A 24,121-nucleotide genomic window follows, 5' to 3' on the forward strand; every position below is an offset into this window, starting at 1 on the left:
GACTACGGATGGCCTATGCAGGGTGATCGGCGCTTCGACGCTTTCAAAGCAAGGCTTCTCGCCGGTGCGGCCCTGGTCGCCTGCGCGCCCTTGGCGACGCCCGCATGGGCGCAAACGACCCCTCCAGCCGCAGCCGCGCCTTCCGACGGCCTGCCGCCCGAAGCGGTTTATGTCGATGCCGACAATGCGCGTCGCGAAGGCGACAACATCATCGTCAGCGGCACGCCCGAGAACCGCGCCTATGTCCGCACGCGCGGCCATGTGCTGCGCGGCCAAAACCTCTCCTATGATCTGAACGCCGGTTCGGCGACGGCCCAAGGTCGCGTGGAGGCCATCGCGCCCGATGGCGCGGTGGTTTACGCCAGCCGTCTCGAGCTGGACGAAAATCTGGCGACCGGTGTCGCCGTCGATTTCGCCACACGCCTGGCCAACGGAGCCAGCCTGATGGCCGCAACGGCTGTGCGCCGCAGCGAGAATGTCAGCGAACTGAACTACGGGCGTTTCACCCCCTGCCCGATCTGCGACGACGGCGGTCCCAAGACGCCGACCATTTCGATCCAGGCGGAGAAGGTGACGCAGGACGAGCAGTTGCGAGCGATCCTTTATCGCAACGCCGTCTTCTACATCGGCCCGGTGCCGGTCTTCTACACGCCCTTCTTCGCCCACCCCGATCCCTCGGTAGAGCGGGCCTCGGGCTTCCTGGTGCCCATCGTCAACTATGACGAGGGTCGCGGCGTGTCCGTCGAGGCTCCCTATCTGCACGTCGTGTCGCCGTCCGAGGACTGGCTGATCAGCCCACAGATCAACACCAAGGTCGCGCCGCTGCTGAACCTGCAATGGCGCCGACGGTTCGCCAACGGCATGATCGTGGCGCGCGGCGGATATACCTACGAGCGTGAGTTCGGCGACTTCGACCGGGATGGCGACGGCGATTTCGAAAGCAACGTCAAGTTCGGCGACCGCGAACATCGCAGCTATCTGCTGTCGCACGGCGAGTTCGATCCGGATGGCCCCTGGCGGTTCGGCTTCACGGCCGAGCGCACCTCGGACAAGACGCTGTTCGACCGCTACGACGTGCGCTCTCCGTATCAGGACAACGGCCTCTATTACGGCGACCGCCGTCGTCTGATCAGCCAGATCTACGCCGAACATCAGACCGATCGGTCCTATGTTTCGGTCGCGGCCTTCTCGATCCAGAGCCTGCGCCTGAACCCGGCCTTCGCCGCGACGGACTTCCGCGACGCCAACGGCTTCAAGGTGTTCGAGGACGACGACACCCTGCCGTTCGTCGCCCCGTTGATCGATGCCCGCTGGGAACCGCGCGAACTGGTCTTCGGCGGCCGGCTGCGCCTGAAGGGTTCGGCCGTTTCGCTCTACCGCGACGCTTTCGTCGGCGCGCCGATCCTGAACCCGGACATCGTCCCCCCCGTCACCACAGGTCTGGCCGGCGTCGACAGCCGCCGCATCACGGGTCAGGTGGAATGGCGGCGGGCGATTATCCTGCCGGTCGGCGTGCGCGTGGAGCCGTTCGTCGATACGCGGGTGGATCTCTATTCCATGTCCGACCTGCCACCGATGATGGGCGTCGACAGCGACGAGACGGTCAGTCGATCCAGGTTCAGCGGGGGCGTGGACGTCTCGTATCCGCTAATCAAACGCATTGCTGACGCCGACATCATCCTGGAGCCGGTGGGTCAGTTCTCAATTTCCAACAAAGTCAGCCTGGACCGCCGCATTCCCATCGAAGATTCGCAGGTGCTGGAACTCGACGAGTCGTCGCTGTTCCGCATGGATCGCTTCTCCGGCTACGATCTGCTGGAAGGGGGCGCGCGCGTGACGGCGGGTGGCCGCGCCACGATCCGCTGGGCTGAAGGGCGCAAGGCCAGCCTGTTCGTGGGACGCAGCTATCGTTTCGACCAGCAGGACGACTTCAAGACGTCGATTCCCGATGATCCCGCGCGTCTCTACGACCCGACAGGTCTGGCCTCCGAGACCTCGGATTGGGTGGTCCAGGGCGACTTCTCGCCGTCGGATCGCATCCGCAGCTGGTTCCTCGCCACGGTCGACGGTTCGGGCGAGGTGCGCCGCGCCGAAGCGGCGCTGGACGGCCGCTGGGGCCGCCGCAACCTGGCGACCGTCAGCTACATTCTGGATCAGTCGAACCCCGTCGATGGGCCGCTGAACCGCAACTACGAGTTCGTCCAGCTGGCGGGTCAGCAGTTCGTCTTCCAGAACTGGGGCTTCACCGTCGCCGGCATCGCCGATCTGGACCAGAACGAGATCACGCGATCCGAAGTCGGCGTGCTGTTCGACGACGACTGCCTGCGGTTTGAACTGGGCTATCGGCGCGACAATACCCGCGCACGGCCCGGCGGCCCGTCGGAAGGCATCTATGTGCGCCTAAACCTCGCCACTTTCGGAGGTTCAGGTTATGGACAGGGCGATATGCGTTGAGCATGACGCTTTACGGGGCGCGACCGCCTGCCGGCCTGGCCGGCGGACCGCTGTGAGGAATCAGGACGACCAATGGGTTTGATGCGTTATTCGACGGGGGCTGCGCTCGCGGCAGTCCTCCTCGCCGGTTCGGCCTATGCCCAGACGGCGCCCGCTCCGGCACAGACCCCCACGCCCGCGCAGGGCCCTGCGGCCGGCGCCCCGAATCCTGCGGCTGAAGAGGCGCCGACGACGGCGCGCGCCGAGCCTCAGTTCGAAATGGCCGACGGCATCGTCGCCACGGTCAATGACAAGATCATCACCGGCTTTGATCTGCGTCAGCGTATGCTGATGCTGATCGCCTCATCCCAGGTTCAGCCGACCGAGCAGAACCTGCCCGCCATTCAGCAGGCCGCGCTGAACGCCCTGATCGAGGATCGCCTTAAGGATCAGGAGATGGCCAAGTTCGAGAGCCTGAAGGTCACGGACGAGGAAGTCGACGGCGAGATCGCCGAAATGGCCCGCGCCGCCGGCACGACGCCGCAGGCCTATATGCAGTTCCTGCAGCAGGGCGGCATCCAGCCCGCCGCCTTCCGCGAAAATCTGCGCACCCAGATCGGCTGGAGCCAGCTGATCCCGGGTCGCTTCAACAGCCGCGCCCGCGCCAGCACTCTTCAGGTCGATCAGGAAGTCCGTCGTCTGAACGAGGCGGCCTCCAAGCCCCAGTTCCTGCTCGGGGAAATCTACATCGACGCCGCTCGCGTCGGCGGCGCCCAGGCGGCCCTGAACGGCGCCCGTCAGTTGGTGCAGCAGATCATCCAGGGCGCGCCGTTCCAGGCCGTCGCCCAGCAGTTCTCCGCCGCCCCTTCGGCCAGCGCCCGCGTGCCGGGCGATGCAGGCTGGGTGGTCAAGGATTCGCTTCAGCCGGCGGTGCAATCGGTGTTGGAACAGCTCCAGCCGGGACAACTGTCGAACCCCATCGTCGTCGATGGCGGCGTCTATATCCTCTACCTCCGCGACAAGCGTGACGGCGCCTCCATCAGCCTGGTTTCGCTGAAGCAGGTCATGGTCGAACTGCCTGAGACGGCGTCGGAAGCTGATTTGGCCGCCGCGACCGCCAAGCTGGAAGGTCTGCGCAATGGCCTGACCTGCGACAACATCATCTCCCAGGCGCGCGCGACGCAGGGCGTTCTGGGCGCCGACCTCGGCGAATCGGACGTCGCCAACCTGGCGCCCCAGTTCCAGCAGTTCGCCCGCACGGGCGAGATCGGCTCGGTCTCGACGCCGATCCGCACCCCGCTGGGCCTGCACCTGGTCGCCGTCTGCGGTCGTCGCGTCGGCGGGCCGGAAGCGCCGAACCGTCAGCAGGTCGAAAGCCGTCTGCGCGCCCAGAATCTGGCCGTCCTCGAGCGCCGCTATCTGCGCGATTTGCGTAGCGACGCCCTGATCGAGTTCAAGTGATCTCAGCGGTCGCGCCTTTGGTCCTGACGCTTGGCGAACCCGCCGGCGTCGGGCCGGAGATCGTGGCCGCTGCCTGGAAGGCGTTGTGCGCCGAGCGGACACCCTTCGCCGTCATCGGCGACGCGGCGCTGTTGCGCGCGCAAGACGTTCCCGTGGTCGAGGTCGGGGCTCCCGGCGATGCTCGTGATCTGTTCGGATCCGCCCTTCCCGTCATCCATCGTCCCCTCCCCGCGCCGGTCCTGGTCGGATCGCCCGATCCGGTCAATGCCTCGGCCGTCGCAGACGGCATCGAAGAGGCGGTCAGCTTCGCCCTGTCCGGCGAGGCGTCCGGCGTCGTCACCGCCCCGATCGCCAAGGCGCCGATGTACGCCTCGGGCTTTCGCTTTCCCGGCCATACCGAGTTCATCGCCGAACTGACCGCCGATGCGCCCTATGCCGGCACGCGCGGGCCGGTGATGATGCTGACGGCCCAAGACCTGCGCGCCTGCCTCGTCACCATTCACGTCGCCCTGGACCAAGTGCCGGAACTGGTCACGGCCGAGCGCGTGGCCCGCACAGCCCGCGTCGTCCACGAAAGCCTGAAACGCGACTTCGCCATCGCCCGCCCGCGCTTGGCCTTGGCGGCCCTGAACCCCCACGCGGGCGAAGGCGGCGCCTTGGGCCTGCAGGAACGCGACATCCTGATCCCCGTCGCAGAACAGCTTCGCGCCGAGGGGATCGACATTACCGACCCCCGACCCGCCGACACCTTGTTCCATGACGAGGCGCGCGCGACCTATGATGCGGCCATCTGCATGTATCACGACCAGGCCCTGATCCCGGTAAAAACGCTGGACTTCTGGGGCGGTGTCAACGTCTCGCTGGGCCTGCCGATCATCCGCACCTCGCCCGATCACGGCACCGGCGTCGACATCGCCGGCAAGGGCGTCGCGCGCGCAGACAGCCTGATCACCGCCATTCGCCTGGCATCGGAGATGGCGGCGGCCCGCGCCGCGCGCTAACAGGGCGTGTGACCGACCTTCCCTCCCTCCGCGAAACCCTCGAAGCCCACGGCCTGTCGGCCAAGAAGAGCTTCGGCCAGCATTTCCTGCTGGACCTGAACGTCACTCGAAAGATCGTGCGTCTGGCCGGTCCGTTCGACGGTCGCGCGGTGATCGAGGTCGGCCCCGGTCCAGGCGGCCTGACCCGCGCCCTGCTGGAATCCGACGCCGGCCCTGTGGTCCTGGTCGAGAAAGACCCGCGCTTCATCCCCCTGCTGACCGAACTGGACGACGGCTCCGGCCGTCTGACCATCGTCGAGGCCGATGCGCTGAAGGTGAAGGAGGCCGACCTGGTCTCCGGCCCGACCCATCTGGTGTCCAACCTGCCCTATAACGTCGGCACCGCCCTGCTGATCAAATGGCTGACTGGTCCGTGGCTGCCCCACAGCCTGACCCTGATGTTCCAGAAGGAAGTGGCCGAGCGCGTCGCCGCCGGGCCAGGCGAGGACGCCTACGGCCGTCTGGCGGTCATCGCCCAGGCCGTCTGTACCGCCCGCATCGTCATGCATCTGCCCGCCGCCGCCTTCACCCCGCCGCCCAAGGTGGCCTCCGCTGTCGTCCATCTGGTTCCGCTGGATGAGCGCCCGTCGCCGGAACGCCTGAAGAAGCTGGAACGCGTCACCGCCGCCGCCTTCGGCCAGCGCCGCAAGATGCTGCGGTCCAGTCTGAAACAACTGGGCGGCCCCGCCCTGTGCGAGGCCGCAGGCATTGAGCCCGACGCCCGAGCCGAAACCATCGATGTCGCGGGCTTCCTGCGACTGGCGGATGCGCTAGAGTAGGACGTGATACCTTGGACGACATAGAGCACAACGTATTGCCGCCACGTCGCCGTCATCGCTGGCCGAAGGTCATTTTCTGCGTAGTGATGGCTTTTAGCTTGTTCGCGCAATTCGCTCTGGCGGCTTTCAGCAGGGCGATGGGCCAATCCTGCAATGTCCTGTCAGTCATACAGGAAGCACCCTGGTTCGCTGGTGCGTCTAGCTTCATCCTCCTCTGCTTTACCATCTATTGGGGACCGAACGTTGCGCTTAGGGCCATCGGCTATGCCTGCGGTTTGCACATCATCAACGCCGGCTTGATCAACATTTTGGTTCATGGGTCGTGGGGATGCATTCTCGGCGAGAACCCTAGCTGGATTGACGTCCATCCTACGCCGACAGGCTGGATGACAGTGATCTTCGGCATTCTGTTCATGAGCATGACTTGGTTCTTTTCCTCGCGGGCTCAACGCCTAGAACGCAAGTGATCCCATGACCGTCGAACCCTTCCGCGCCATTTCCGTCAGCCGGCTGGCGCATCAGCTGAAGTCGGAAGGCCGGTCGATCATCCATATGGAGTTCGGCCAGCCCTCGACCGGCGCGCCCGCCGCCGCCATCGCCCGCGCGCATCAGGTGCTGGACGCCGACGCCATGGGCTATTGGGAAAGCCCCGACCTGCGCGCCCGCATCGCCCGCATCTACGACGACCGTTACCGCGTCGCCGTCGATCCCAATCGCATCCTGCTGACCTGCGGCGCTTCGCCGGCCCTGGTGCTGGCGCTCAGCACCCTGTTCAAGCCCGGCGACCGGATCGCCCTGGCCCGGCCTGGCTATGTCGCCTATCGCAACACCCTGCGCGCCCTGCATCTTGAGCCGGTCGAGATCGCCTGCGGTCCCGACACCCGGTTCCAGTTGACCGCCGCCCAACTCCGGGCCCTGGACCCCGCCCCCGCCGGCGTCATCATCGCCAGCCCGGCCAATCCGACCGGGACCATCATCCCCGACGCGGAACTGGCCGCCATCGCCGAGGTCTGCCGCGCGCGAAACATCGCCATCGTGTCGGACGAGATCTACCACGGCCTCAGCTACGTCGGCCCGACGCCCTCGATGCTGCAGTTTGCGCCCGACGCCGTGGTCATCAACAGCTTCTCCAAATACTGGAGCATGGCGGGCTGGCGCCTCGGCTGGCTGCTGGTCCCGGAAACGTTGATCGACGCCGCCCGCGCCTATATCGGCAATATGTTCCTGACGCCGCCCAGCCTCAGCCAGCATGCCGGTCTGGTCGCCATGGACGCGATCGATGAGCTGGAAGGCCATATCCAGAACTACGCCCGCAATCGCCGGCTGATGCTGGAGGCCCTGCCCGCGCTGGGTCTGCGCAAGATCGCGCCCCCCGACGGCGCCTTCTACATCTGGGCGGACATCGGCCATCTGACGAACGACAGCGTGGCCTTCTGCGAACAGCTGCTGCGCGACACCGGCGTCGCCACCGCGCCCGGCGTCGACTTCGACCCTGTCGAAGGCTGTCATTTCATCCGTTTCAGCTTCGCCGTCTCGACGCCAGAAATCGAAGACGCCTTGAGCCGCCTGCGGCCCTGGTTCGCCCGTCAGACGCAGATATCCGCGAAGCACGGGTGAACGCTTAAGGGGTATTCCCTATACCCTCATTTACCTTATGACACCGTCGATCAGTCATAACGGGTGCTGTAGCGTAGCGTTGAGTACCCCACAGCGCCGCAGGTCCCCACGGCCTGTGGCGCTGTTTTTTTTCAGACGGCTTCGTTCAGCAGGGCGGCCTTGTAGTCGCCGACCCACAGGTTCCTGAACCGGCGCGAACGCTCGGCGTGATAGATGTGGGCCAGTTCGGCATAGGACCGGTCGAAGTCCTCGTTCACCAGCACATAGTCGAAGGCGTCGCAGTGTTCGATCTCGCCCTTGGCGTTGGCTACGCGGCGCTCGATCACGTCGTCGGCGTCCTGTGAGCGAGTAACGAGACGACGACGCAGCTCTTCCAGGCTAGGCGGCAGGATGAAGACGCGCACGGCGTCCTCCGGGCATTTCTCGGCGACATCGCGCGCGCCCTGCCAGTCGATGTCGAACAGCACGTCGCGTCCCTCGGCCAGCGCCTTGTCCACCGGCCCGCGCGGGCTGCCATAGCGATTGCCGTGAACGTCCGCCCATTCCAGGAAGGCGTCATCGTCGATCAGGCGCTGAAACTCGTCATGGCCGACGAAGTTGTAGTCGCGCCCATCCACCTCGCCCGGCCGGATGCCGCGCGTGGTCATGGAGACGGACAGCTCCAGCCCGCCATGATCGGCCATCAACCGCCGGCACAGCGAGGTCTTGCCGGCGCCCGAGGGACTGGCGACGATCAGGAGGACGCCCCGGCGGGGACTGCGTTCATTCGACATTCTGGACCTGCTCACGCAACTGTTCGATGACGGCCTTGAGCTCCAGGCCGATTCCGGTGAGCGCGGTCGTAGCGGATTTCGAGCACAGCGTGTTGGCCTCACGCATAAATTCTTGCATCAGAAAGTCGAGTTTCCGCCCGGCGGGCACCGAGGCCACAAGCTGACGCGCCGAAGCGACATGGGCGGTCAGCCGATCCAACTCCTCGCGCACGTCGGCCTTTGTCGCCAGAGCGGCCGCTTCCAGGAAGATTCGTTCCTCAAGCCCCGGCGCATCGGGCGCCAGTTCGGAGATTCGGCGGGTGAAGCGATCGCGAATAGCCTCGACCTGCGCAGCCGCCTCACCTTCCGCCTGGGCGACCAGCGCCTCGATCCGAGCGATGAATTCGTCCAGCACCGGCGTCAGTTGCGCGCCCTCGTTCAGACGTGACGCCTTCAGCGCATCCATCGCCTCTTCGACGGTGCGGGTCATGGCCCCCTCGACCGCCGCCCGCGCCTCGGGATCGTCCGTCTCTTCGGGGGCCTCGATCACGCCGCGCAGGGCCAGCAGGCCGTCGGCGGACGGCGGCGTTGCGCCGTCCTCGGCCAGTTCGTTCGCGAGCGTCAGATAGCGCGCCAACACGGCGGCGTTGATCGTGACCGCCGCCTCGCCGGCTTCGGCTCGCTTGGCCTGAACGCCGATGGTGACCTGGCCCCGCGCGAACCGCGCCTGGCCGGCGGCCTTGGCCGCGCGCTCCAGCCCGTCGAAACCGTTCGGCCCGCGAAATCGGATCTCCAGATTGCGCCCGTTGACCGAACGCGCCTCGACCGACCAGGCCCAGCCTTCGCCGGCCCCATCTGCCCGGCCAAAGCCGGTCATGCCAGATAGGGTGCTCATTGGGGCCCCTGCGTCGCGCCGGCCGGAAGGGTGATCGTCGCCTGACCGTTCTCGACCGACGTGGCGGCCGGCTCGCTCGTCATCGGCGCCGCACTGGTTCCCGGCGTGGCGGGCGGCGTCGCTTCCGGCGGCAGGCCCGCCTTCTGGCGCTCGATCTGACGCCACCGCGCGACGTTTTGCAGATGCTCGTCATAGGTCAGGGCGAAGGCGTGTCCGCCGGACCCATCGGCCACGAAGAACAGGGCCGGATCGGCCGGCGGGTTCAACACCGCCTTGACGGCCTCCTTGCCCGGATTGGCGATGGGCGTCGGCGGGAGCCCGTTGATCTGGTAGGTGTTCCACGGCGTCGGGGCCAGCAGCTCCGAGCGCCGGATGCCCCGTCCCAACGGCCGACCCTTGGTCACGCCGTAGACGATGGTCGGATCACTCTCCAACCGCATCCCCGCCCGCAGACGGTTCGAGAACACCGCAGCGACTCGGGGCCGTTCCGCCGCCAGCGCGGTCTCCTTCTCCACGATAGAGGCCAGGATCACCGCCTCTTCCGGCGTGCGCGCCACGGTCGCGGGCGACCTCTGGCTCCACAGCAGACGTAGGTTCTCGGTCGCCGCGCGCTGCATCCGGTCTATCACCGACTGGCGGGTGTCCCCGCGCGAAACCTCATAGGTATCAGGCCACAGGCTGCCTTCCTCAGGCGTTTCGGCGACCGTCCCGGTTAGAACGGCCTCCTTGTTCAGGATGTCCACCGCCTGCAATGACGACCAGCCCTCAGGCAGGGTCACGAAATGGCGCACCACCCGCCCCTCGACCAGCAGGTTTAGCACCCCGGCCAGCGACGTGCCGGACGGCACCTCATATTCGCCGGCCCTCAGCCGCCGATCCGCGCCCGTCAAGGTCGCCGCCGCACGGAACAGGTCCGTCGAACGGATCACCCCCGCCGCCTTCATCCGCGCGGCGATGGCCGAGACGCCCGATCCGGTGGGCAGGGTGACGACCGTCGTCCGACCCTGCCGCGCGGACGGTCCCGGCGCATAATAGACCGCCCAGACGGCGATCAGCGCCACCAGCAAGAACAGGCCGAAGGTCGCAGACGCGGTCAGCAACGAGACCGTAAAGCCCGACCGCCCGCTGGATTTCTCGACCCGCCCGCGCCCGAACATCTCAGTCGACCTTCTTGAAGATCACCGAGGCGTTGGTGCCCCCGAAGCCGAAGCTGTTGGACATGGCCACATCGATCTTCATCGGCTTGGCGGTGTTGGGGACCAGGTCGATGGGCGTTTCCATCTCGGGGTCGTCCAGATTGATCGTCGGCGGCGCGATCTGATCGCGGATCGCCAGCACGCAGAAGGCCGCCTCGATGGCGCCTGCGGCGCCCAGCAGGTGGCCCGTCATCGACTTGGTCGAGCTGACCGTCAGGTTCTGCGCATGATCTCCGACCAGCCCCTCGATCCCCTTCAACTCGATCCAGTCGGCCATGGTCGAGGTGCCGTGGGCGTTGACATAGTCCAGGTCCGACGGCTGCAGACCGGCCCGCTTCAGCGCCGCCTTCATAGCCCGCACCCCGCCCTCGCCGTCCTCTGACGGGGCGGTGATGTGATAGGCGTCGCCGCTCATGCCGTAGCCCACGACCTCGGCATACATCTTGGCCCCGCGCGCCTTGGCGTGCTCGTATTCTTCCAGCACCAGGATGCCGGCGCCCTCGCCCATGACGAAGCCCGCATGGCCCCGGTCATAGGGCCGCGACGCCTTTTCAGGCGTGTCGTTATAGGCGGTGCACAGGGCCTTGCAGGCCAGGAAGCCCGCGATACCGATCGGCACGATCGAGCTTTCGGCCCCGCCCGCCACCATAACGTCCGCGTCATCCAGCGCGATCATCCGCGCCGCATCGCCGATGGCGTGGGCGCCGGTGGCGCAGGCGGTCACCGCCGCATGGTTCGGCCCCTTCAGGCCATGGCGGATCGAAATCTGCCCGCCGGCCAGATTGATCAGGGCGCTGGGGATGAAGAAGGGGCTGACGCGACGCACGCCCTGTTCCTTCAGCACGATAGCCGTGTCAGCGATGGGGCCCAGGCCGCCGATGCCGGAGCCGACCATCACGCCGGTGCGCTCCTTGTCCTCGTCCGTTTCGGGCTTCCAGTTCGCATCCGCAAGAGCCTCGTCCGCCGCCGCGATGGCGTACAGGATGAAGTCGTCGACACGCTTCCTGTCCTTGGCGGACATGATCTTGTCGGGGTCGAAGTCGCCCTCGCCGCCGCCGCCGCGTCCATCCACGCTCGGCACTTCGCCGGCGATGGTGCAGCCATAGCCCTCGGTGTCGAAGGCCGTGATCGGACCGATGCCCGACCGTCCCTCGACAATGCCTTTCCAGCTCTTCTCGACGCCCCAACCCAGGGGGGTCAGCAGACCGATGCCCGTAACGACGACGCGGCGCATGGTGCGTGCTCCCTTATCTCCAGCCCGACCCTTCGGAATCATCGCGGATTCGCGCGGGTCAGAAACAGTAAAGGCCGCCGGGCGTCTCCGCTAGGAGCGCCGGGCGGCCCTGTGAACCGTCAGCCTGTTCGGCCGATATCGGCGACTGAGATCAGCCGGCCGACTTTTCGTCGATGAACTTGACCGCATCGCCGACCGTCTGGATGTGCTCGGCGGCGTCATCCGGGATCTCGATGTCGAATTCTTCTTCGAAGGCCATCACCAGCTCGACGTTGTCGAGCGAGTCGGCGCCTAGGTCGTCGATGAAGCTGGCCTTTTCGGTGACCTTGTCCGGATCGGCGTCCAGATGGTCGATGACGATCTTGCGAACGCGCTCGAGGGTGTCGGACATGAGTGTCTCTCTGCCTGTTTGAAATCGCCGTAGAGGCGGGGGTAGCTCAGAAATCGCCGTCTCACGGCAGCGTTGGCGACGCAAGCCCGAAGGCTGTGATCGACAATGCATCCCTGCCCTTTAGCACAGCCTTTCGGGCAGGAAATAGTCTGTTGCGTGACGTGATGACGATCAGATCATCGCCATGCCGCCGTTCACGTGCAGGGTCTGGCCCGTCACATAGGCGGCTTCGTCGGACGACAGATAGACGGCGGCGGCGGCGATCTCGTCGCCCGTGCCCAGCCGGCCCGCCGGAATCTTCGTCAGAATGGTCTCGCGCTGCTGATCGTTCAGCACGTCGGTCATGGGCGAGGCGATGAAGCCCGGCGCGATGCAGTTGACGGTGATGCCGCGCGAGCCGACCTCCTGGGCCAGCGACTTGGAAAAGCCGATCATCCCGGCCTTGGACGCCGAATAGTTGGTCTGGCCCGGATTGCCGGTCACGCCGACGACCGAGGTGACGCCGATGATTCGGCCCGAACGGCGCTTCATCATGCCTTTCACCGCCGCGCGGGTCAGGCGGAAATAGCTTTCCAGATTGACGGTCAGGACGGACTGAAAGTTCTCGTCCTTCATCCGCATCAGCAGGCCGTCCTTGGTGATACCGGCGTTGGCGACCAGGATGTCCAACGGCGCGCCCGCCACCGTCTCGGCGGCAGCGACCAGATTGTCGACCGACTCGGGATCCGACAGGTTCGCCGTGGCGAAATGCGCCCGCTCTCCCAGTTCCTTGGCCAGATCCGCCAGCACCGCCTCGCGCGTGCCTGACAACACCACGGTCGCGCCCTGAGCATGCAGCGCCCGCGCCACCGCCCCGCCGATCCCGCCCGTCGCGCCGGTCACCAGCGCGGTCTTGCCTGCAAGATTGAACATTTGTGTCTCTCCGAAGTGGCGAGTGATGAGTGTCGAGTGACGAGGAAAAGCAAAGTCGCGTGACGAAGCCGTCGCCACGCGCCCCGCGTCACCCCCTGGCGAAGGCTTCGAGCTCTTCCGGCGTATTTAGCGGCAGGGCCTCGGCGTCCGGCGCGATCCGCTTGGCCATGCCGGTCAGCACCTTGCCTGAGCCGATCTCGACGAAGCGGGTCACGCCGCCTTCGGTCGACATCCACTCCATGCTCTCACGCCAGCGCACCCGGCCGGTGAGTTGCTCGACCAGCAGGCGGCGGATGACCTCTGGATCGCTCTCCGGCCGCGCTAGGACGTTCGCCACCACCGGCACGACCGGCGCGACGATCTTCGCCTCGGCCAGGGCGGCGGCCATCTCGTCGGCGGCCGGCTGCATCAGCGGACAGTGGAAGGGCGCCGAGACGTTCAGCGGAATCGCTCGCGCGCCCAGTTCCTTGGCCTTCTCGATGGCCCGGTCCACAGCGGCCTTCTCGCCCGAGATGACGATGTTGCCGTTGTTGTTGTCATTGGCGACCACGCAGACGCCGACTTCCGAACCGGCCGCTGCAGCCGCTTCCGCCAGCGCGAGATCCGTCTTGGGTCCGATCAGCGAGGCCATCGCCCCCTGCCCCACCGGCACGGCGCGCTGCATGGCTTGGCCGCGCAGCTTCAGCAGCCGCGCCGTATCCGACAGCGAGATCGCGCCCGCCGCCGCCAGCGCCGAATATTCGCCCAGCGAGTGACCGGCCACATAGGCCGCGCTCGCCACATCAAAGCCGAACTCGGCCTTCAACGCCCGGATCGCCGCCACGGAAACCGCCATGAGCGCGGGCTGGGCGTTCTCGGTCAGGGTCAGCTGGTCCTCGGGGCCATCGCGCATCAGCACCGACAGTTTCTGGCCCAGCGCCTCGTCCACCTCGGCGAAGACGTCGCGGGCGGATTGGAAGGCGTCGGCCAGTTGCGCGCCCATGCCGACGGCCTGGCTGCCCTGTCCCGGAAACAGAAGTGCGAGGGTCATCGACCGCTCCCTGAATCATTGATCAAGAGCGCCGACCCGTAAGCCCAGACTTACCCGAGGGCAAGCGGAGGTGGTGGGTGCTGTGCGTCGGACCAACTCCACGACCGCAGGCATGCTGCGATGAGAGCGCCTAGCGGCGCCCGGATTTCCCCAGCAGTCGATCGCGCGCGGCGTTGACGCGCGTCGCCAGCCCCTCCGTGCCGCCCTGATCGGGGTGGGCGCGGGCCATGGCGCGTTTCCAGGCTGCGCGGATTTCGGCCTGGGTCGCGGCTGGCCCGACACCCAGCACGGCGCGGGCGTCCGCTTCGCTGATGGGTTCGGATCGGATGATCGGTCGCTGCCGGGACGACCAGGCCAGATAGAGCCCTGACCCGGCCAGAGCCGCCGCCGTCAGCCATGATCCCCGAAACGCCGCCAGCGCACCGCCGGCCAACAGAACCGCACCCAGCAGGGTCGCCGTCACGCGCCAGGGAGCGCGCCCACGTCGCTCGGTCTGTCGGCCCAGCCGCACCAGCGCCCAGACGGCGATCGCCGCCAGGGCCAGCCAGATCAAACCCATCAGGCGATCAGGCCGCCACGTCCAAAGGGCTGAGGACCTGCTCCAGACCCATGGCCATCATCAGATTGCGCATCTCCTGGCGCGCAGCGACGTGGGCCAGTGACACCGCGACCGGCCGGATGTCGTTCGACAGGTCCGCCACCGTCAGGCCGAACGGGAACAGCTCGCGATAGATGACCCGGTCGCGCAGGCCCGGGCCGACGCGGAAGCCGACGCGTTTGGCCAGCTTGGTCATCCGTTCTTCCAGACGTTTGCGGTTGCGCGCCTCCGCGACGGCGAGGCGATTGGTGACCACCAGCCAGTCGATCGTCGCGTGACGCCCCTGGGCGATGGCGCGCTGCTTGCGCGCCTCCCAGACGCTCTCGGAATAGATGGAGGGCTTCAGTAGCTCCAGGGTGACCGGATCGACGTCGCCCAGCAGGTCGAAATCGACGAAGCTGTCGTTCATCGGCGTCACGATCTGATCGGCGCGGGCGTGGGCGGCGCTCGAAACGGCCGTGTCCCCCCCGGGCGTGTCGATCAGGATGCAATCGACGCCCCGCGCCGCCGCCTCATCGAAGGCGCGCTCGAAGGTGGCGATCTGTTCGGCCACGTCCGCCTTGGCCAGGGCCTTGCCGTCGCCCATATCGGGCACGAAGGGTTGGGGAAGCTCGTGACCGTTCGCGGCCAGCCAGGCGGCGCGGTTCTGGAAGAAGCGCTGCATCGAGCGCTGGCGCAGGTCCAGATCGATGATCGCCACCGAGCGCCCCGCGTGCAGCAGGCCGGTCACGATGTGGATGGCCAGGGTGGACTTGCCCGCCCCGCCCTTTTCGTTGCCGAGGACGATCACATGCGGCTGCGTCATTCGAGGGAATCCTCTGTGCCGACCGCGCGACTCAGGCTGCGCGGTCCTAGGTCCACAGAGACTCGGCCTCAAAGCGCCAAACGTCAACGGAACCTTAATGCAGACCTGTGGACGGCGAACCGGGGTCGGTCAGCTGTTACGCGCGCACCAGGCGTCGCCGACAGCGGCGGAGCGGCAGACCGCAGCGGCGGTTTCGGTGGAGACCGGCCCGACCTTCAGCCGCGTCAGCCGACGGCCGCCCACCTCGACCTCCTGATAGATCGGCGATAATCCCGACAGGTCTGACGTGGCCTTCATCCGATCCCAGGCCTGACGCGCGCCGGCAGCACTGGAATAGGCGCCCAGTTGGATCGTTCGCCCGGTTTCCGGCGCCGCCGTGAGACTGGCGGGACGCAAGACGGGGGCCTGCACCCGCGAGATCGCCTCATCCGCCACGGCTTTGACAACCGCGGGCGAGGCAGCCCGGACAACCGCGTCCCGCAGGCCTGCATCTTCACCGACGGGGCGAAGGCCTGCCTGGACGTCTCGGGCGTCCCACATGGCGTGCGGATCCATGACCGCCACCTTGACCGGCGTGAAGCGCACGGGCCGCAGTCCGGCCTTTTCAGCAACGGCATCCCGGGTCTCGCGATCGCGCGCCGAGAGCGGAATGTCGATCGCCGCGACGTTCTCGGCCATCGTGCTGAATCGATGGGGATCGCTGTCCACTGCGCCGCAGCCGGCGACGGCGAGGCTGCTGGCGAAGGCCAGGGCGATCAAAGCTGGACGGGTCGCTGCTGCGGGCGTCATAAGCACGACCCTAGAGCCCAGAATTTGCGGTCTGGTGCATCAACAGGCTTAAGCGGAAAGGTTAATCGCTTCATCATGATAGACGCCGCACCCCCGTTTACCCCTTTGGACGTCGTCCGCACCGTCGCCGATCTGCGCGCGGTCGTCCGGGACTGGAAACGTCAAGGCCTGAGCGTCGGCATGGTTCCGACCATGGGGGCCCTGCATGAAGGCCACCTGACCCTGGTTCGCGAGGCCGCGCGCCGCGCCGACCGCGTCGTCGCCTCCAACTTCGTCAATCCGACCCAGTTCGCGGCGCACGAGGATCTGGGCAAATACCCTCGCCAGCTGGAAGAAGACGCCCGTCTGCTGTCCGGCGCCGGCTGCCATCTGATGTTCGCGCCCTCAGCCGACGCCATGTACCCGGAAGGCCTTGCGACAACCGTCGCCGTCGCCGGGCCGGCGCTGGGTCTGGAAGGCGACTTCCGGCCGCAGATGTTCGGCGGAGTCGCCCTGGTCGTCACCAAGCTGTTCAACCAGGTGCAGCCTGATGTCGCGGTCTTTGGCGAGAAGGACTATCAGCAGCTGATGGTCGTACGGCGGTTCGTGCGCGATCTGGACCTGCCGGTCGAGATCGTCGGGGCGCCGACGGAGCGGGACGGTTGGGGCCTGGCCCTGTCGTCACGCAACGCCTATCTGTCGGAGGCTGAGCTTGAGACCGCCCGCCGGTTGAACGGCATTCTGGCGGAGGCCGGCGTCCATGCCTCGAGCGGCCGCCCCCTGCCCGGTGTCGAGCGTGAAGCCTATGCCGCCCTGCTGAAAGCCGGGTTTGATCGGGTCGATTACGTCGCCATTCGCCACGCCGAGGACCTGACGCCGTTCCGCAACGACATCGTCGACGCCCCCGCCCGCATCCTGGCCGCCGCCTGGCTGGGCAAGACGCGACTGATCGACAATATGGCGGTCTGAAAAGAAGGGCCGCATCCGTTTCTGGACATAGGCCGGCGAATTGCACGTGTGACAAGTGGTGCAATGGCGTGCAATCTGACGCGGCGCATCGTTGTTTTCGTTGAGGAAAACAACAGAGCCCGAATTGCACAGTGCAACGAAGTGCAGTTCGGGCCTGAAAGCTGGACTACAGTCGAACGAGCCGGAGTGTCGTCGAGGGATGGCGCTGTCTAAGACCGAGCCGGCATCATAACCGCGTTTGACGTCGGGCTCAGGAAAAAGCCGATACCGTCCGTCAAGCCGTTGAAAAGATGCGATTTCGCTCAGACGAAATGCATGGCTGGCGGCGATTGCATAGCAGCCGCCAGTCAAGACCTCGGGTTTTGCCTCAAACGCGGACGGAGCTAACCGATCGCGCCCACACAACCCTCTGCGTCGCCAGGCGCCAGATCGGCGTCGGTCAGGGCGATGGTCCAGCCGTGATGCGTGTTCAGGCCCCAGCGCCTTGCGCCGCCGCCATCGCCCGCGTCCCCACCGGCGGTGACCACCACGCGTCGGCCCTTGGGCAGAGCCGGCGGATCGATCTTGCCCACCGCCAGGGACGTCGGCGTCTCGCCGCCGTAACCGTCGAACACGCTCAGCATCGACCATTCGCGACGCAGGCCCATCCACCAGGCGTCTTCTGTATTGATCGCCAGCACGGCGATCCCGTGGCATTCGGCGGCGAAGGCCAGGGCCTTTTGCGGATCGCGCACCATCTTGATGTCGGCGGCGGCCCCGAAACGAAGGCGCGCGCCGTCATAGGCGCGGGTCGGTTCGATGGGAGCCCAGACCTGGACCTGAAGCCGGCCCTGGCGCGCCAAGCCCCAGCCGACAATCTCGCGCCACAGATGTTCGACCGCCTCGGCGTTCTCAGGCTTGGCCTGCTTCAGCATGCGCGAGAGGACGGTCTGCTCGCGATCGGGACGCAGCTTGGTGTGCGGGCCGGTGGGCGCGTCCTTGGCTCGGCCGACGGTGGCGGCGATGGCCAGGCGCTGCTCGAAGAGCGCCAGGATCTGGTCGTCGATGCCGTCGATCTCGGCGCGAAGGGCGGCCAGCGCCTGCTGTTCGGGGGTCAGGTCGGCCACGTCAGGCCAGACTTGCTGAAGATTGGAATGGGGCATGGAAAAGGGCTTTCGGCATTCTGGGATTCGATATGTGCAGGAGCGAACAGCCGCTCTGATCCAGAGCGGTCGCCGGTGAAGCAGTCAGGGACGGAGTGCGCCCGACGCCTCAGCCGGCGTATCGAAAGCCGTAAAAGCCGTAGCCGAAATAGAGGCCGGAAACCGCGCGCGAACGGTCGAAAGAAACAGAGAGAGCGCGCAGGCGGGACATGGTCCGGTTCCGGTTTATGCGGATCGTGTTGCGATCCGTGGATGTCTTAAGGACGCAAAGACCGTGCGCCGTCAACCCTCTGGAAAGCTCAACAGGACAAAACGCGTCTGATTATCGCCGGAATCCTGCAAGTCGTTGCGCAGGATCGACAGGCCGTACACCTCGGCGGCGCCGACTGGGGCGATGGCCGCCCGTGTCGGGTCGCCCGCTTCGGCGACATCGCGCGCCGCGCCTGCGGTATCGAAATGCTCGACCACCTCGACATTCAAACCGGCCAGCGTGTCCTTGCACTGGGCCAGGGCGATGGGATGGCTCTCGACGGTTCGGATATCGGACAGACGCGCGCCGTCGATCGCCATCAGCGCATGACGGATCGGCCGCCAGACCTGAGCGACCGGCTCCACGCCAAGCGCACCGACCAGCGTCGCCGCCGGCTCGACCACGCCGATGGTGGAGTTCTCGACCGGGATCAGGGCGCAACCGCAGTCGCCGGCGCGCAGCGCATCCAGGGCCTGGTCGAAGGTTTCGAACGCCACAGCCTCGTCCCACGGACGCAGGGCCAGACAAGCCTCATGGCTGAACGATCCGGGCGCGCCCTGATAGGCGACCCGGCCGGGCTTTTCCTCAGTTGGAGCCGTTACTTGCATCGATCACTCCCTCGGTCTCAGATCGATCTGGCGCTGCCTCGGTGGCGTCACCATGACCGGATCGGCCCGCATTTGGGGCGCTGACGACGGCTAGGCCGCCGCCGACTGCGCCACCCGTCCGGCCTTCAGCCGCTCCGCGACCAGGAAGGCCAGCTCCAGCGCCTGGTCGGCGTTTAGGCGCGGATCGCAGTGGGTGTGGTAGCGATTGGACAGATCGTCCTCTGTAACCGCCTGGGCGCCGCCGATGCATTCGGTGACGTTCTGGCCGGTCATTTCCAGATGGACGCCGCCGGGGTGGACGCCTTCCGCCTCGGCCACGTCGATGAAGGTCCGAACTTCGCCAAGGATGCGGTCGAACGGCCGGGTCTTGTAGCCGTTGCCGGCCTTCAGCGTATTGCCGTGCATCGGGTCGATGGACCAGATGACCTTGCGGCCCGAGGCCTTCACTTCGCGCATCAGCCTGGGCAGGCGCTCGCCGACCTTGTCGTGACCGAAGCGTCCGATCAGCGTCAGACGACCCGAGACATTGTCCGGGTTCAGGGCGTCGATCAGGGGCAGCAGATCGTCGGCCGTCATGGTCGGCCCGCACTTTACGCCGATGGGATTCTTGATCCCCTTCATGAACTCGACGTGGGCGCCGTCCAGCTGACGGGTGCGCTCGCCGATCCACAGCATATGGGCTGAGGTGTCGAACCATTCGCCGGAACCGCCGTCCAGACGCGTCAGGGCGCTTTCGACGTTCAGCAGCAGGGCCTCGTGGCTGGTGAAGACCTCGACCCGGCTGAGGTCCGGATGGGTCTCGGGCGTAACGCCGACCGCCTCCATGAAGGCTAGGGCCTCGGTGATCTTGTCGGCCAGCTCGCGGTACTGGGCGCCGGCGGCGTTGTCGCCCGCGAAGCCCAGGGTCCAGCGATGGATGTTGTACAGATCCGCATAGCCGCCGCCGGCAAAGGCGCGCAGCAGGTTCAGCGTCGAGGCCGACTGGTTGTAGGCGCGGATCAGACGCTGCGGATCAGGCGCGCGCTCTTCCGGCGTGAAGCCCATGCCGTTGATGATGTCGCCGCGATAGCTGGGCAGTTCGACGCCGTCGATCTCTTCCAGCGGCGACGAGCGAGGCTTGGCGAACTGGCCCGCGATCCGTCCCACCTTCACCACCGGCTTGCGTCCGGCGAAGGTCAGGACGACCGCCATTTGAAGGATCAGGCGGAAGGTGTCGCGGATATTGTCGGTCGAGAACTCCTTGAAGCTTTCGGCGCAGTCGCCGCCCTGGAGCAGGAAGGCGTCGCCCCGCTCGACCTGCGCCAGCTTCGACGTCAGGCGCCGCGCTTCGCCGGCGAAGACCAGCGGCGGCAAGGCGCGCAACTCGTCTTCCACCCGCGCGAGGGCGGCAGGATCCGGATAGTCCGCCGGCATGTGCAGGGCGGTCTTTGTTCTCCAGCTTTCGGGGGTCCAGCGTGTCATCGCGCAAGAATAGGACTTCACGCCTATTCAAACAACGAAAAGACAGGCGGATTTTGCCGCGAAATGTCAGTCTTCCGAAGAAGGCGACTTTTCCGCCGCAGCTTCGGCCTTGCGTTCAGCCTTGGCCGCCGCCTTCTCGGCCGCCTTCAGCGCCGCGGCGCGCTCGCGTTCCTGACGCTCGAAGCTGTAGTTGGGTTTGCGAGCCATCGGCGTCCTCGTCTTATCTCGTGTCCTGGCGGTGAAGGTGGCGATGCAGGGAGCCGGACGCAATCGCCAAATCCAGCACTCTGCAAAATCGGCTCACAGCAGTCTTTCCTTGCGCGTCAAAATCTTGGCGGCGGCGTCGAAGGCGATGAACAGACGGGCTAGAAGGGTCATGGGCTCTGAACGCTTGGCCCTGTTCGATGTTCAGTCCCGCGAACCTTCGTCGCACCCGAAAGGCAGGCGCCCATGTCGACCCAATCCATCCTCCTCGGCGGTGTCGAAGCCGGCGGCACCAAGTTCATCTGCGGCGTCGCCGCCGCCGACGGCGTGATCATCGACCAGATCCGCATCCCGACGACGTCGCCCGACGAGACGCTGGATGCGGTCGCGGCCTTCTTCGTCGACGCACAGTCGAAACACGACCGGCTTTCGGCTTTGGCGATCGTCAGTTTCGGCCCTCTGTCGTTGAAGCCCGACGCGCCGGATTTCGGCGCCATCACCAGCACGCCCAAGCCCGGCTGGAGCGACATCAACCTGTTGGCCCGTCTGCGCCGGCGCCTCGATGTTCCCATGACGCTGGACACCGATGTGAACGGCGCGGCCGTGGGCGAACGCCTGTTCGGCAGCGGGCAAGGACTGGAGAGCTTCTGCTACGTCACGGTCGGCACGGGCGTGGGTATCGGGGTGATGATCGACGGCGCACCGCATGGCGGGGCGAACCATCCCGAAGCCGGTCATATCCGGCTGCCCCGCGCCAAGGGCGACGAGACGTTCTCGGGCGTTTGTCCCTTCCACGGCGACTGCCTGGAAGGCCTGGCGAGCGGGCCGGCGCTGAAGGCGCGCTGGAGCGCGGCCGCCGAAACGTTTTCCCACGATCATCCGGCCTGGCCGATGGCAGCGGAGTATATCGCCGGTCTGTGCGCCAACCTGACCTACACGCTGCGGCCCGAGCGAATCATCATCGGCGGCGGCGTGATGCAGCCGCACATGTACGATCTGGTCAGACAGGCGTTGGTGAGACAGCTCGGCGGCTATGACGCCAGCCTGAAAGGTCTGGACATGCAGACCTACATCGCGGCGCCGAGCGCGGGCGTGTCCGCCGGCCTGATCGGCGCATTGGCCCTCGCCTACCGTTCCATCACGGGCGCGTGGCCCAAGGACTGGCGCACGCAAGGCCGGGATTAGATCGAAGTGGAGATGGTGGACGCGACAGGGATTGAACCTGTGACCCCCTCGGTGTGAACGAGGTTGGCGACCCCGCAAAAGGCGATATCATTGGCTGTCACTGGATTATTCTCCGCAATCTAACCATGAACAAGATAGGAACATCCGGTTCAGCCGGACCGATTGCACTAGAGAGCACATCGTGTCCATGTTCTTGAGGCGTTCTCAAGCTATGGTATCGTGGCGCATGCACCATAGAGCTACAGAGAGACGCGTCGTCTATTTTATCCGGGCGCCGCAACTCGGTCTCATCAAGATTGGCGTGGCCAACTGCATCCATCGACGCCTTGCTGACTTCGGTCAGATCATACCGGTCGATCTGGACGTGCTTGGCATCATACCCTGCGGGCGACAGTCCATTCTTGAGCAGATGCTGCATGGGAAATTTCGGCATCTGAGAGAGCGGGGCGAATGGTTCAGGGAGGACGCCGCGCTCTTGGACTTTATTAAAGCACATGCTCATCCCGTCCCAGCGAAGCCCCGCATGACGCTGCTTGAGCGCCGGCAGATGAACGCAGCTCGTCGTGAAAAGCGGGCGCGAGCGGTCACCAGTCCAAAGCCTTCGCCGCTCGCCGCAAATGGCTAGGTGACAGCTTCGCGTATCGCCTCTCTGTGACCCTGGTGTCGGAGTGGCCGAGGTATCGGCTTATGTCGAACATGGGTACGTCGGCCTCGGCCATCCACGACGCGGCGGTATGGCGCAGGATGTGCGGCGTGATCCCATCCAAGTTCGCGCGCTTAGCCGCAGCAGCGAATCCTTTCTTGATCGACAGCACCCTATGGCCGCCCCACTCAATTACGTGGTTGCAGGTTCGGCCGGCGTGCAGGACGCGGAGATAGCGATAGGCCCGACCCGTCATAGGCACGGTCGCGCGCTTCTTGCGCTGCTCATCCTGGGCATCGTTCAGCGCCAGGGAGATCGTGCGACGCCGGAAATCCACGCGATCCCACGTCAGCTCCAATAGGGCGCTTTGACGCGCTCCTGTCGCCAGTGACAGGGCGATGAAGGCTCGGACATGGGAGAAGCGCCGCGCGGCTCTGAGCAAGGCACGAGCCTCTGCCTTATCCAGAAACCGATCCTTTGCGGGCGGTTGCGGCGGCAGCTCAAATACGGCAGCGGCGCCCTTCTTGAAGAAGTTAAGTCCAGCCCTGACGACCTCCAGTTCCTTGCGCACCGTCGCCGGCTTACGACCGGCCGCGTATCTCATGTCGCGGTAGGCTCGGCACACATCGCGTGTGACCTGATCGGGCCTCAGGTGCGCAAAGGTCCCTTTGGCCTGCTTCCAAGATCCGCGCAAATCGACCGCCCGGATCGCCGTCTTGTCCTTGTCGTCGAGGTAGGGCTCCACGATCTCGCCAACGGTCTCGCCGGTCGGCTGAGTGGAATGGTCAGCTAGCCGCCGTTTCGCCTCTGATAGATCGGCCGTGCGGAGTGAGAAGCGCTCGGTCTGCCCTCCGACGCTGCGGACGGCGGCGTATTTGCCTCGATAGAGCTTGAGCCTCCACTCTGACACTGACGATCCTCGTATTCTGAAGCGGCCTCGGGCCGGATGCGTATCTGACGGCCGATGCGGAAGGCCCGCAGCTCGCCGCGGTTGACCAGGTTGCGAACCGTGGCGGAAGAAACCTCCCAGTGCGCTGCCAGGGTCTCGGGAGTGTATGCCCTGTTGTCGTTTGCGGCGCTCATCCCTCCCCCTTCCCATTCCGGCCGAGCGGGGTCTTTCCGCCTGGGAAATCGCCGTGGTGGTGAAGAGGGCAGTCACTGGCGTAGTAGAACAGAGCCCCGTCAGGGCCGGGGATTCCGAGGCCGTTGGCGTTGTCCATGCGAGGGCATTTGCAGCCCGCTTTGATGGCTTCGGCTGATCCGGGGGTCATTGGCTTTCCCCATTGCGGGCGAGGAAGGCGCGGGCAGTGCTGGTCATGACTGACCTCGTGCAACAGCCATGAACTTGGCGAAGTCAGCCTTGTCGGCGGCTTCTTCCAAAGCGTATCGCTCAGCGGCTGCGATCATTGTGTCGATCCCCTCCGCATTGCCGTTTGCCGCAATAGCCACAGTGAATCCTAGACCGCGCGCTAGAGCTTCGATCATATCGCCCATGCGCTCTGGTCTGTCGGCGGCTTTCCCTGCGTCAGCAGCTTCTTTTGCCAGCATGGATGAAAGGCGGGAGTGAAAGTCGCTCATTTCGGTTCACCTGTCGGGGCGGCGGGAAGCGCGGCTAGAGCGTCATCGGCGCACTGGATTAGGACCGCGCATCGCTCTGACGTGACCCCCTGAAACTCCTCCAGGAATAGCTAGAGTCCGCCCAACGAAGGACGGACAGAATGAAGCGATCAAGGTTCACGGAAGAGCAA

The 24,121-nt window shown here is 66.0% G+C and carries 26 protein-coding genes and 1 pseudogene; 9 read left to right on the forward strand and 18 right to left on the reverse strand.

Going from position 1 to position 24,121, the window contains the following annotated elements; all coding sequences use genetic code 11:
- Positions 1 to 15: 15 nt before the first annotated feature.
- The 6 genes from ABIB58_RS15245 (at position 16) to ABIB58_RS15270 (ending at position 7,330) form a co-directional block, all read left to right on the forward strand.
- Positions 16 to 2,454, forward strand: a complete 2,439-nt coding sequence (locus ABIB58_RS15245; RefSeq protein ID WP_354042464.1) for an LPS-assembly protein LptD — start codon at positions 16 to 18, stop codon at positions 2,452 to 2,454.
- 72 nt (positions 2,455 to 2,526) lie between these two features.
- On the forward strand, positions 2,527 to 3,894 hold the full coding sequence (locus ABIB58_RS15250; protein ID WP_354042467.1) for a peptidylprolyl isomerase: 1,368 nt from the start codon (positions 2,527 to 2,529) through the stop codon (positions 3,892 to 3,894).
- Entirely contained in the window at positions 3,891 to 4,895 is a 1,005-nt protein-coding gene (gene pdxA / locus ABIB58_RS15255) for a 4-hydroxythreonine-4-phosphate dehydrogenase PdxA (RefSeq protein WP_502909777.1), read from the forward strand. The genes ABIB58_RS15250 and pdxA overlap by 4 nt, the downstream gene beginning before the upstream one ends.
- Positions 4,896 to 4,903: 8 nt before the next feature.
- Positions 4,904 to 5,713: a 16S rRNA (adenine(1518)-N(6)/adenine(1519)-N(6))-dimethyltransferase RsmA gene (gene rsmA, locus ABIB58_RS15260; protein WP_354042471.1), complete on the forward strand. Its 810-nt coding sequence runs from the start codon at positions 4,904 to 4,906 to the stop codon at positions 5,711 to 5,713.
- An 11-nt stretch (positions 5,714 to 5,724) separates the two neighbouring features.
- The gene (locus ABIB58_RS15265; RefSeq protein WP_354042476.1) at positions 5,725 to 6,180 is read left to right on the forward strand and encodes a hypothetical protein; all 456 of its coding nucleotides are present in this window, start codon (positions 5,725 to 5,727) and stop codon (positions 6,178 to 6,180) included.
- Between the two features lie 4 nt (positions 6,181 to 6,184).
- A complete protein-coding gene (locus tag ABIB58_RS15270) occupies positions 6,185 to 7,330 on the forward strand; it encodes a pyridoxal phosphate-dependent aminotransferase (RefSeq protein ID WP_354042480.1) in 1,146 nt (381 codons plus the stop codon).
- A gap of 131 nt (positions 7,331 to 7,461) precedes the next feature.
- Here the strand turns inward: ABIB58_RS15270 and gmk are convergent, their stop codons facing one another.
- The 10 genes from gmk to ABIB58_RS15320 all read right to left on the reverse strand — a co-directional run bounded on the left by gmk (position 7,462) and on the right by ABIB58_RS15320 (position 15,932).
- Positions 7,462 to 8,103: a guanylate kinase gene (gene gmk / locus ABIB58_RS15275; protein ID WP_354042485.1), complete on the reverse strand. Its 642-nt coding sequence runs from the start codon at positions 8,101 to 8,103 to the stop codon at positions 7,462 to 7,464.
- Positions 8,093 to 8,977 (reverse strand): YicC/YloC family endoribonuclease, encoded by an 885-nt coding sequence (locus tag ABIB58_RS15280; protein WP_354042488.1) that lies wholly within the window; start codon positions 8,975 to 8,977, stop codon positions 8,093 to 8,095. The genes gmk and ABIB58_RS15280 overlap by 11 nt, the downstream gene beginning before the upstream one ends.
- The gene (gene mltG / locus ABIB58_RS15285) at positions 8,974 to 10,134 is read right to left on the reverse strand and encodes an endolytic transglycosylase MltG (RefSeq protein WP_045811280.1); all 1,161 of its coding nucleotides are present in this window, start codon (positions 10,132 to 10,134) and stop codon (positions 8,974 to 8,976) included. Before mltG ends, ABIB58_RS15280 begins: the two co-directional genes overlap by 4 nt.
- Before the next feature lies 1 nt (position 10,135).
- The gene (fabF, locus tag ABIB58_RS15290; RefSeq protein WP_045811281.1) at positions 10,136 to 11,407 is read right to left on the reverse strand and encodes a beta-ketoacyl-ACP synthase II; all 1,272 of its coding nucleotides are present in this window, start codon (positions 11,405 to 11,407) and stop codon (positions 10,136 to 10,138) included.
- Positions 11,408 to 11,558: 151 nt separating this feature from the next.
- On the reverse strand, positions 11,559 to 11,798 hold the full coding sequence (locus tag ABIB58_RS15295) for an acyl carrier protein (RefSeq protein WP_008264317.1): 240 nt from the start codon (positions 11,796 to 11,798) through the stop codon (positions 11,559 to 11,561).
- Between the two features lie 171 nt (positions 11,799 to 11,969).
- Positions 11,970 to 12,710 (reverse strand): 3-oxoacyl-[acyl-carrier-protein] reductase, encoded by a 741-nt coding sequence (gene fabG, locus ABIB58_RS15300; protein ID WP_354042500.1) that lies wholly within the window; start codon positions 12,708 to 12,710, stop codon positions 11,970 to 11,972.
- Between the two features lie 88 nt (positions 12,711 to 12,798).
- Entirely contained in the window at positions 12,799 to 13,740 is a 942-nt protein-coding gene (gene fabD, locus ABIB58_RS15305) for an ACP S-malonyltransferase (RefSeq protein WP_045811283.1), read from the reverse strand.
- A 130-nt stretch (positions 13,741 to 13,870) separates the two neighbouring features.
- On the reverse strand, positions 13,871 to 14,299 hold the full coding sequence (locus ABIB58_RS15310) for a J domain-containing protein (protein ID WP_354042505.1): 429 nt from the start codon (positions 14,297 to 14,299) through the stop codon (positions 13,871 to 13,873).
- A gap of 7 nt (positions 14,300 to 14,306) precedes the next feature.
- Positions 14,307 to 15,143 carry a division plane positioning ATPase MipZ gene (locus tag ABIB58_RS15315; RefSeq protein WP_045811285.1) on the reverse strand — a complete coding sequence of 279 codons (837 nt, stop codon included), beginning with the start codon at positions 15,141 to 15,143 and terminating at the stop codon, positions 14,307 to 14,309.
- 129 nt (positions 15,144 to 15,272) lie between these two features.
- A complete protein-coding gene (locus ABIB58_RS15320; protein ID WP_354042510.1) occupies positions 15,273 to 15,932 on the reverse strand; it encodes an SPOR domain-containing protein in 660 nt (219 codons plus the stop codon).
- Between the two features lie 75 nt (positions 15,933 to 16,007).
- On the opposite strand from ABIB58_RS15320, the gene panC reads away from it, so the two are divergent.
- Positions 16,008 to 16,880 carry a pantoate--beta-alanine ligase gene (panC, locus tag ABIB58_RS15325; protein ID WP_354042514.1) on the forward strand — a complete coding sequence of 291 codons (873 nt, stop codon included), beginning with the start codon at positions 16,008 to 16,010 and terminating at the stop codon, positions 16,878 to 16,880.
- Positions 16,881 to 17,263: 383 nt separating this feature from the next.
- Here panC and ABIB58_RS15330 read toward each other — a convergent pair whose 3' ends face one another.
- The 4 genes from ABIB58_RS15330 to ABIB58_RS15345 form a co-directional block, all read right to left on the reverse strand.
- Complete coding sequence (locus ABIB58_RS15330) at positions 17,264 to 18,022, reverse strand: chorismate mutase (RefSeq protein ID WP_045811288.1); 759 nt, start codon at positions 18,020 to 18,022, stop codon at positions 17,264 to 17,266.
- A gap of 282 nt (positions 18,023 to 18,304) precedes the next feature.
- Positions 18,305 to 18,880 (reverse strand): prephenate dehydratase domain-containing protein, encoded by a 576-nt coding sequence (locus ABIB58_RS15335; RefSeq protein WP_045811289.1) that lies wholly within the window; start codon positions 18,878 to 18,880, stop codon positions 18,305 to 18,307.
- Positions 18,881 to 18,970: 90 nt separating this feature from the next.
- Positions 18,971 to 20,341 (reverse strand): class II 3-deoxy-7-phosphoheptulonate synthase, encoded by a 1,371-nt coding sequence (locus tag ABIB58_RS15340; protein WP_045811290.1) that lies wholly within the window; start codon positions 20,339 to 20,341, stop codon positions 18,971 to 18,973.
- A 66-nt stretch (positions 20,342 to 20,407) separates the two neighbouring features.
- Positions 20,408 to 20,548, reverse strand: coding sequence for a hypothetical protein (locus tag ABIB58_RS15345; protein WP_165116349.1), 141 nt, complete (start codon positions 20,546 to 20,548; stop codon positions 20,408 to 20,410).
- A gap of 243 nt (positions 20,549 to 20,791) precedes the next feature.
- Here ABIB58_RS15345 and ABIB58_RS15350 point away from each other — a divergent pair, with 243 nt between their 5' ends.
- Positions 20,792 to 21,730: an ROK family protein gene (locus tag ABIB58_RS15350; protein ID WP_045811291.1), complete on the forward strand. Its 939-nt coding sequence runs from the start codon at positions 20,792 to 20,794 to the stop codon at positions 21,728 to 21,730.
- A 97-nt stretch (positions 21,731 to 21,827) separates the two neighbouring features.
- On the opposite strand, the gene ABIB58_RS15355 is transcribed toward ABIB58_RS15350, so the two are convergent.
- Positions 21,828 to 22,148: a hypothetical protein gene (locus tag ABIB58_RS15355; protein WP_354042541.1), complete on the reverse strand. Its 321-nt coding sequence runs from the start codon at positions 22,146 to 22,148 to the stop codon at positions 21,828 to 21,830.
- On the opposite strand from ABIB58_RS15355, the gene ABIB58_RS15360 reads away from it, so the two are divergent.
- Positions 22,032 to 22,355 (forward strand): GIY-YIG nuclease family protein, encoded by a 324-nt coding sequence (locus ABIB58_RS15360; RefSeq protein ID WP_354042537.1) that lies wholly within the window; start codon positions 22,032 to 22,034, stop codon positions 22,353 to 22,355. The genes ABIB58_RS15355 and ABIB58_RS15360 overlap by 117 nt on opposite strands.
- Here ABIB58_RS15360 and ABIB58_RS15365 read toward each other — a convergent pair.
- The 3 genes and pseudogenes from ABIB58_RS15365 to ABIB58_RS15375 form a co-directional block, all read right to left on the reverse strand.
- On the reverse strand, positions 22,315 to 23,283 hold the full coding sequence (locus ABIB58_RS15365) for a tyrosine-type recombinase/integrase (RefSeq protein WP_354042526.1): 969 nt from the start codon (positions 23,281 to 23,283) through the stop codon (positions 22,315 to 22,317). The two genes, ABIB58_RS15360 and ABIB58_RS15365, sit on opposite strands and share 41 nt — an antisense overlap.
- A gap of 29 nt (positions 23,284 to 23,312) precedes the next feature.
- A pseudogene (locus tag ABIB58_RS15370) lies at positions 23,313 to 23,456 on the reverse strand (helix-turn-helix domain-containing protein); the annotation flags it as partial.
- A 231-nt stretch (positions 23,457 to 23,687) separates the two neighbouring features.
- Entirely contained in the window at positions 23,688 to 23,951 is a 264-nt protein-coding gene (locus tag ABIB58_RS15375) for a hypothetical protein (protein ID WP_354042529.1), read from the reverse strand.
- Between the last annotated feature and the right edge of the window lie 170 nt (positions 23,952 to 24,121).

The organism is Brevundimonas sp. UYEF29 (genome assembly GCF_040546195.1).
GTDB lineage: Bacteria > Pseudomonadota > Alphaproteobacteria > Caulobacterales > Caulobacteraceae > Brevundimonas > Brevundimonas huaxiensis.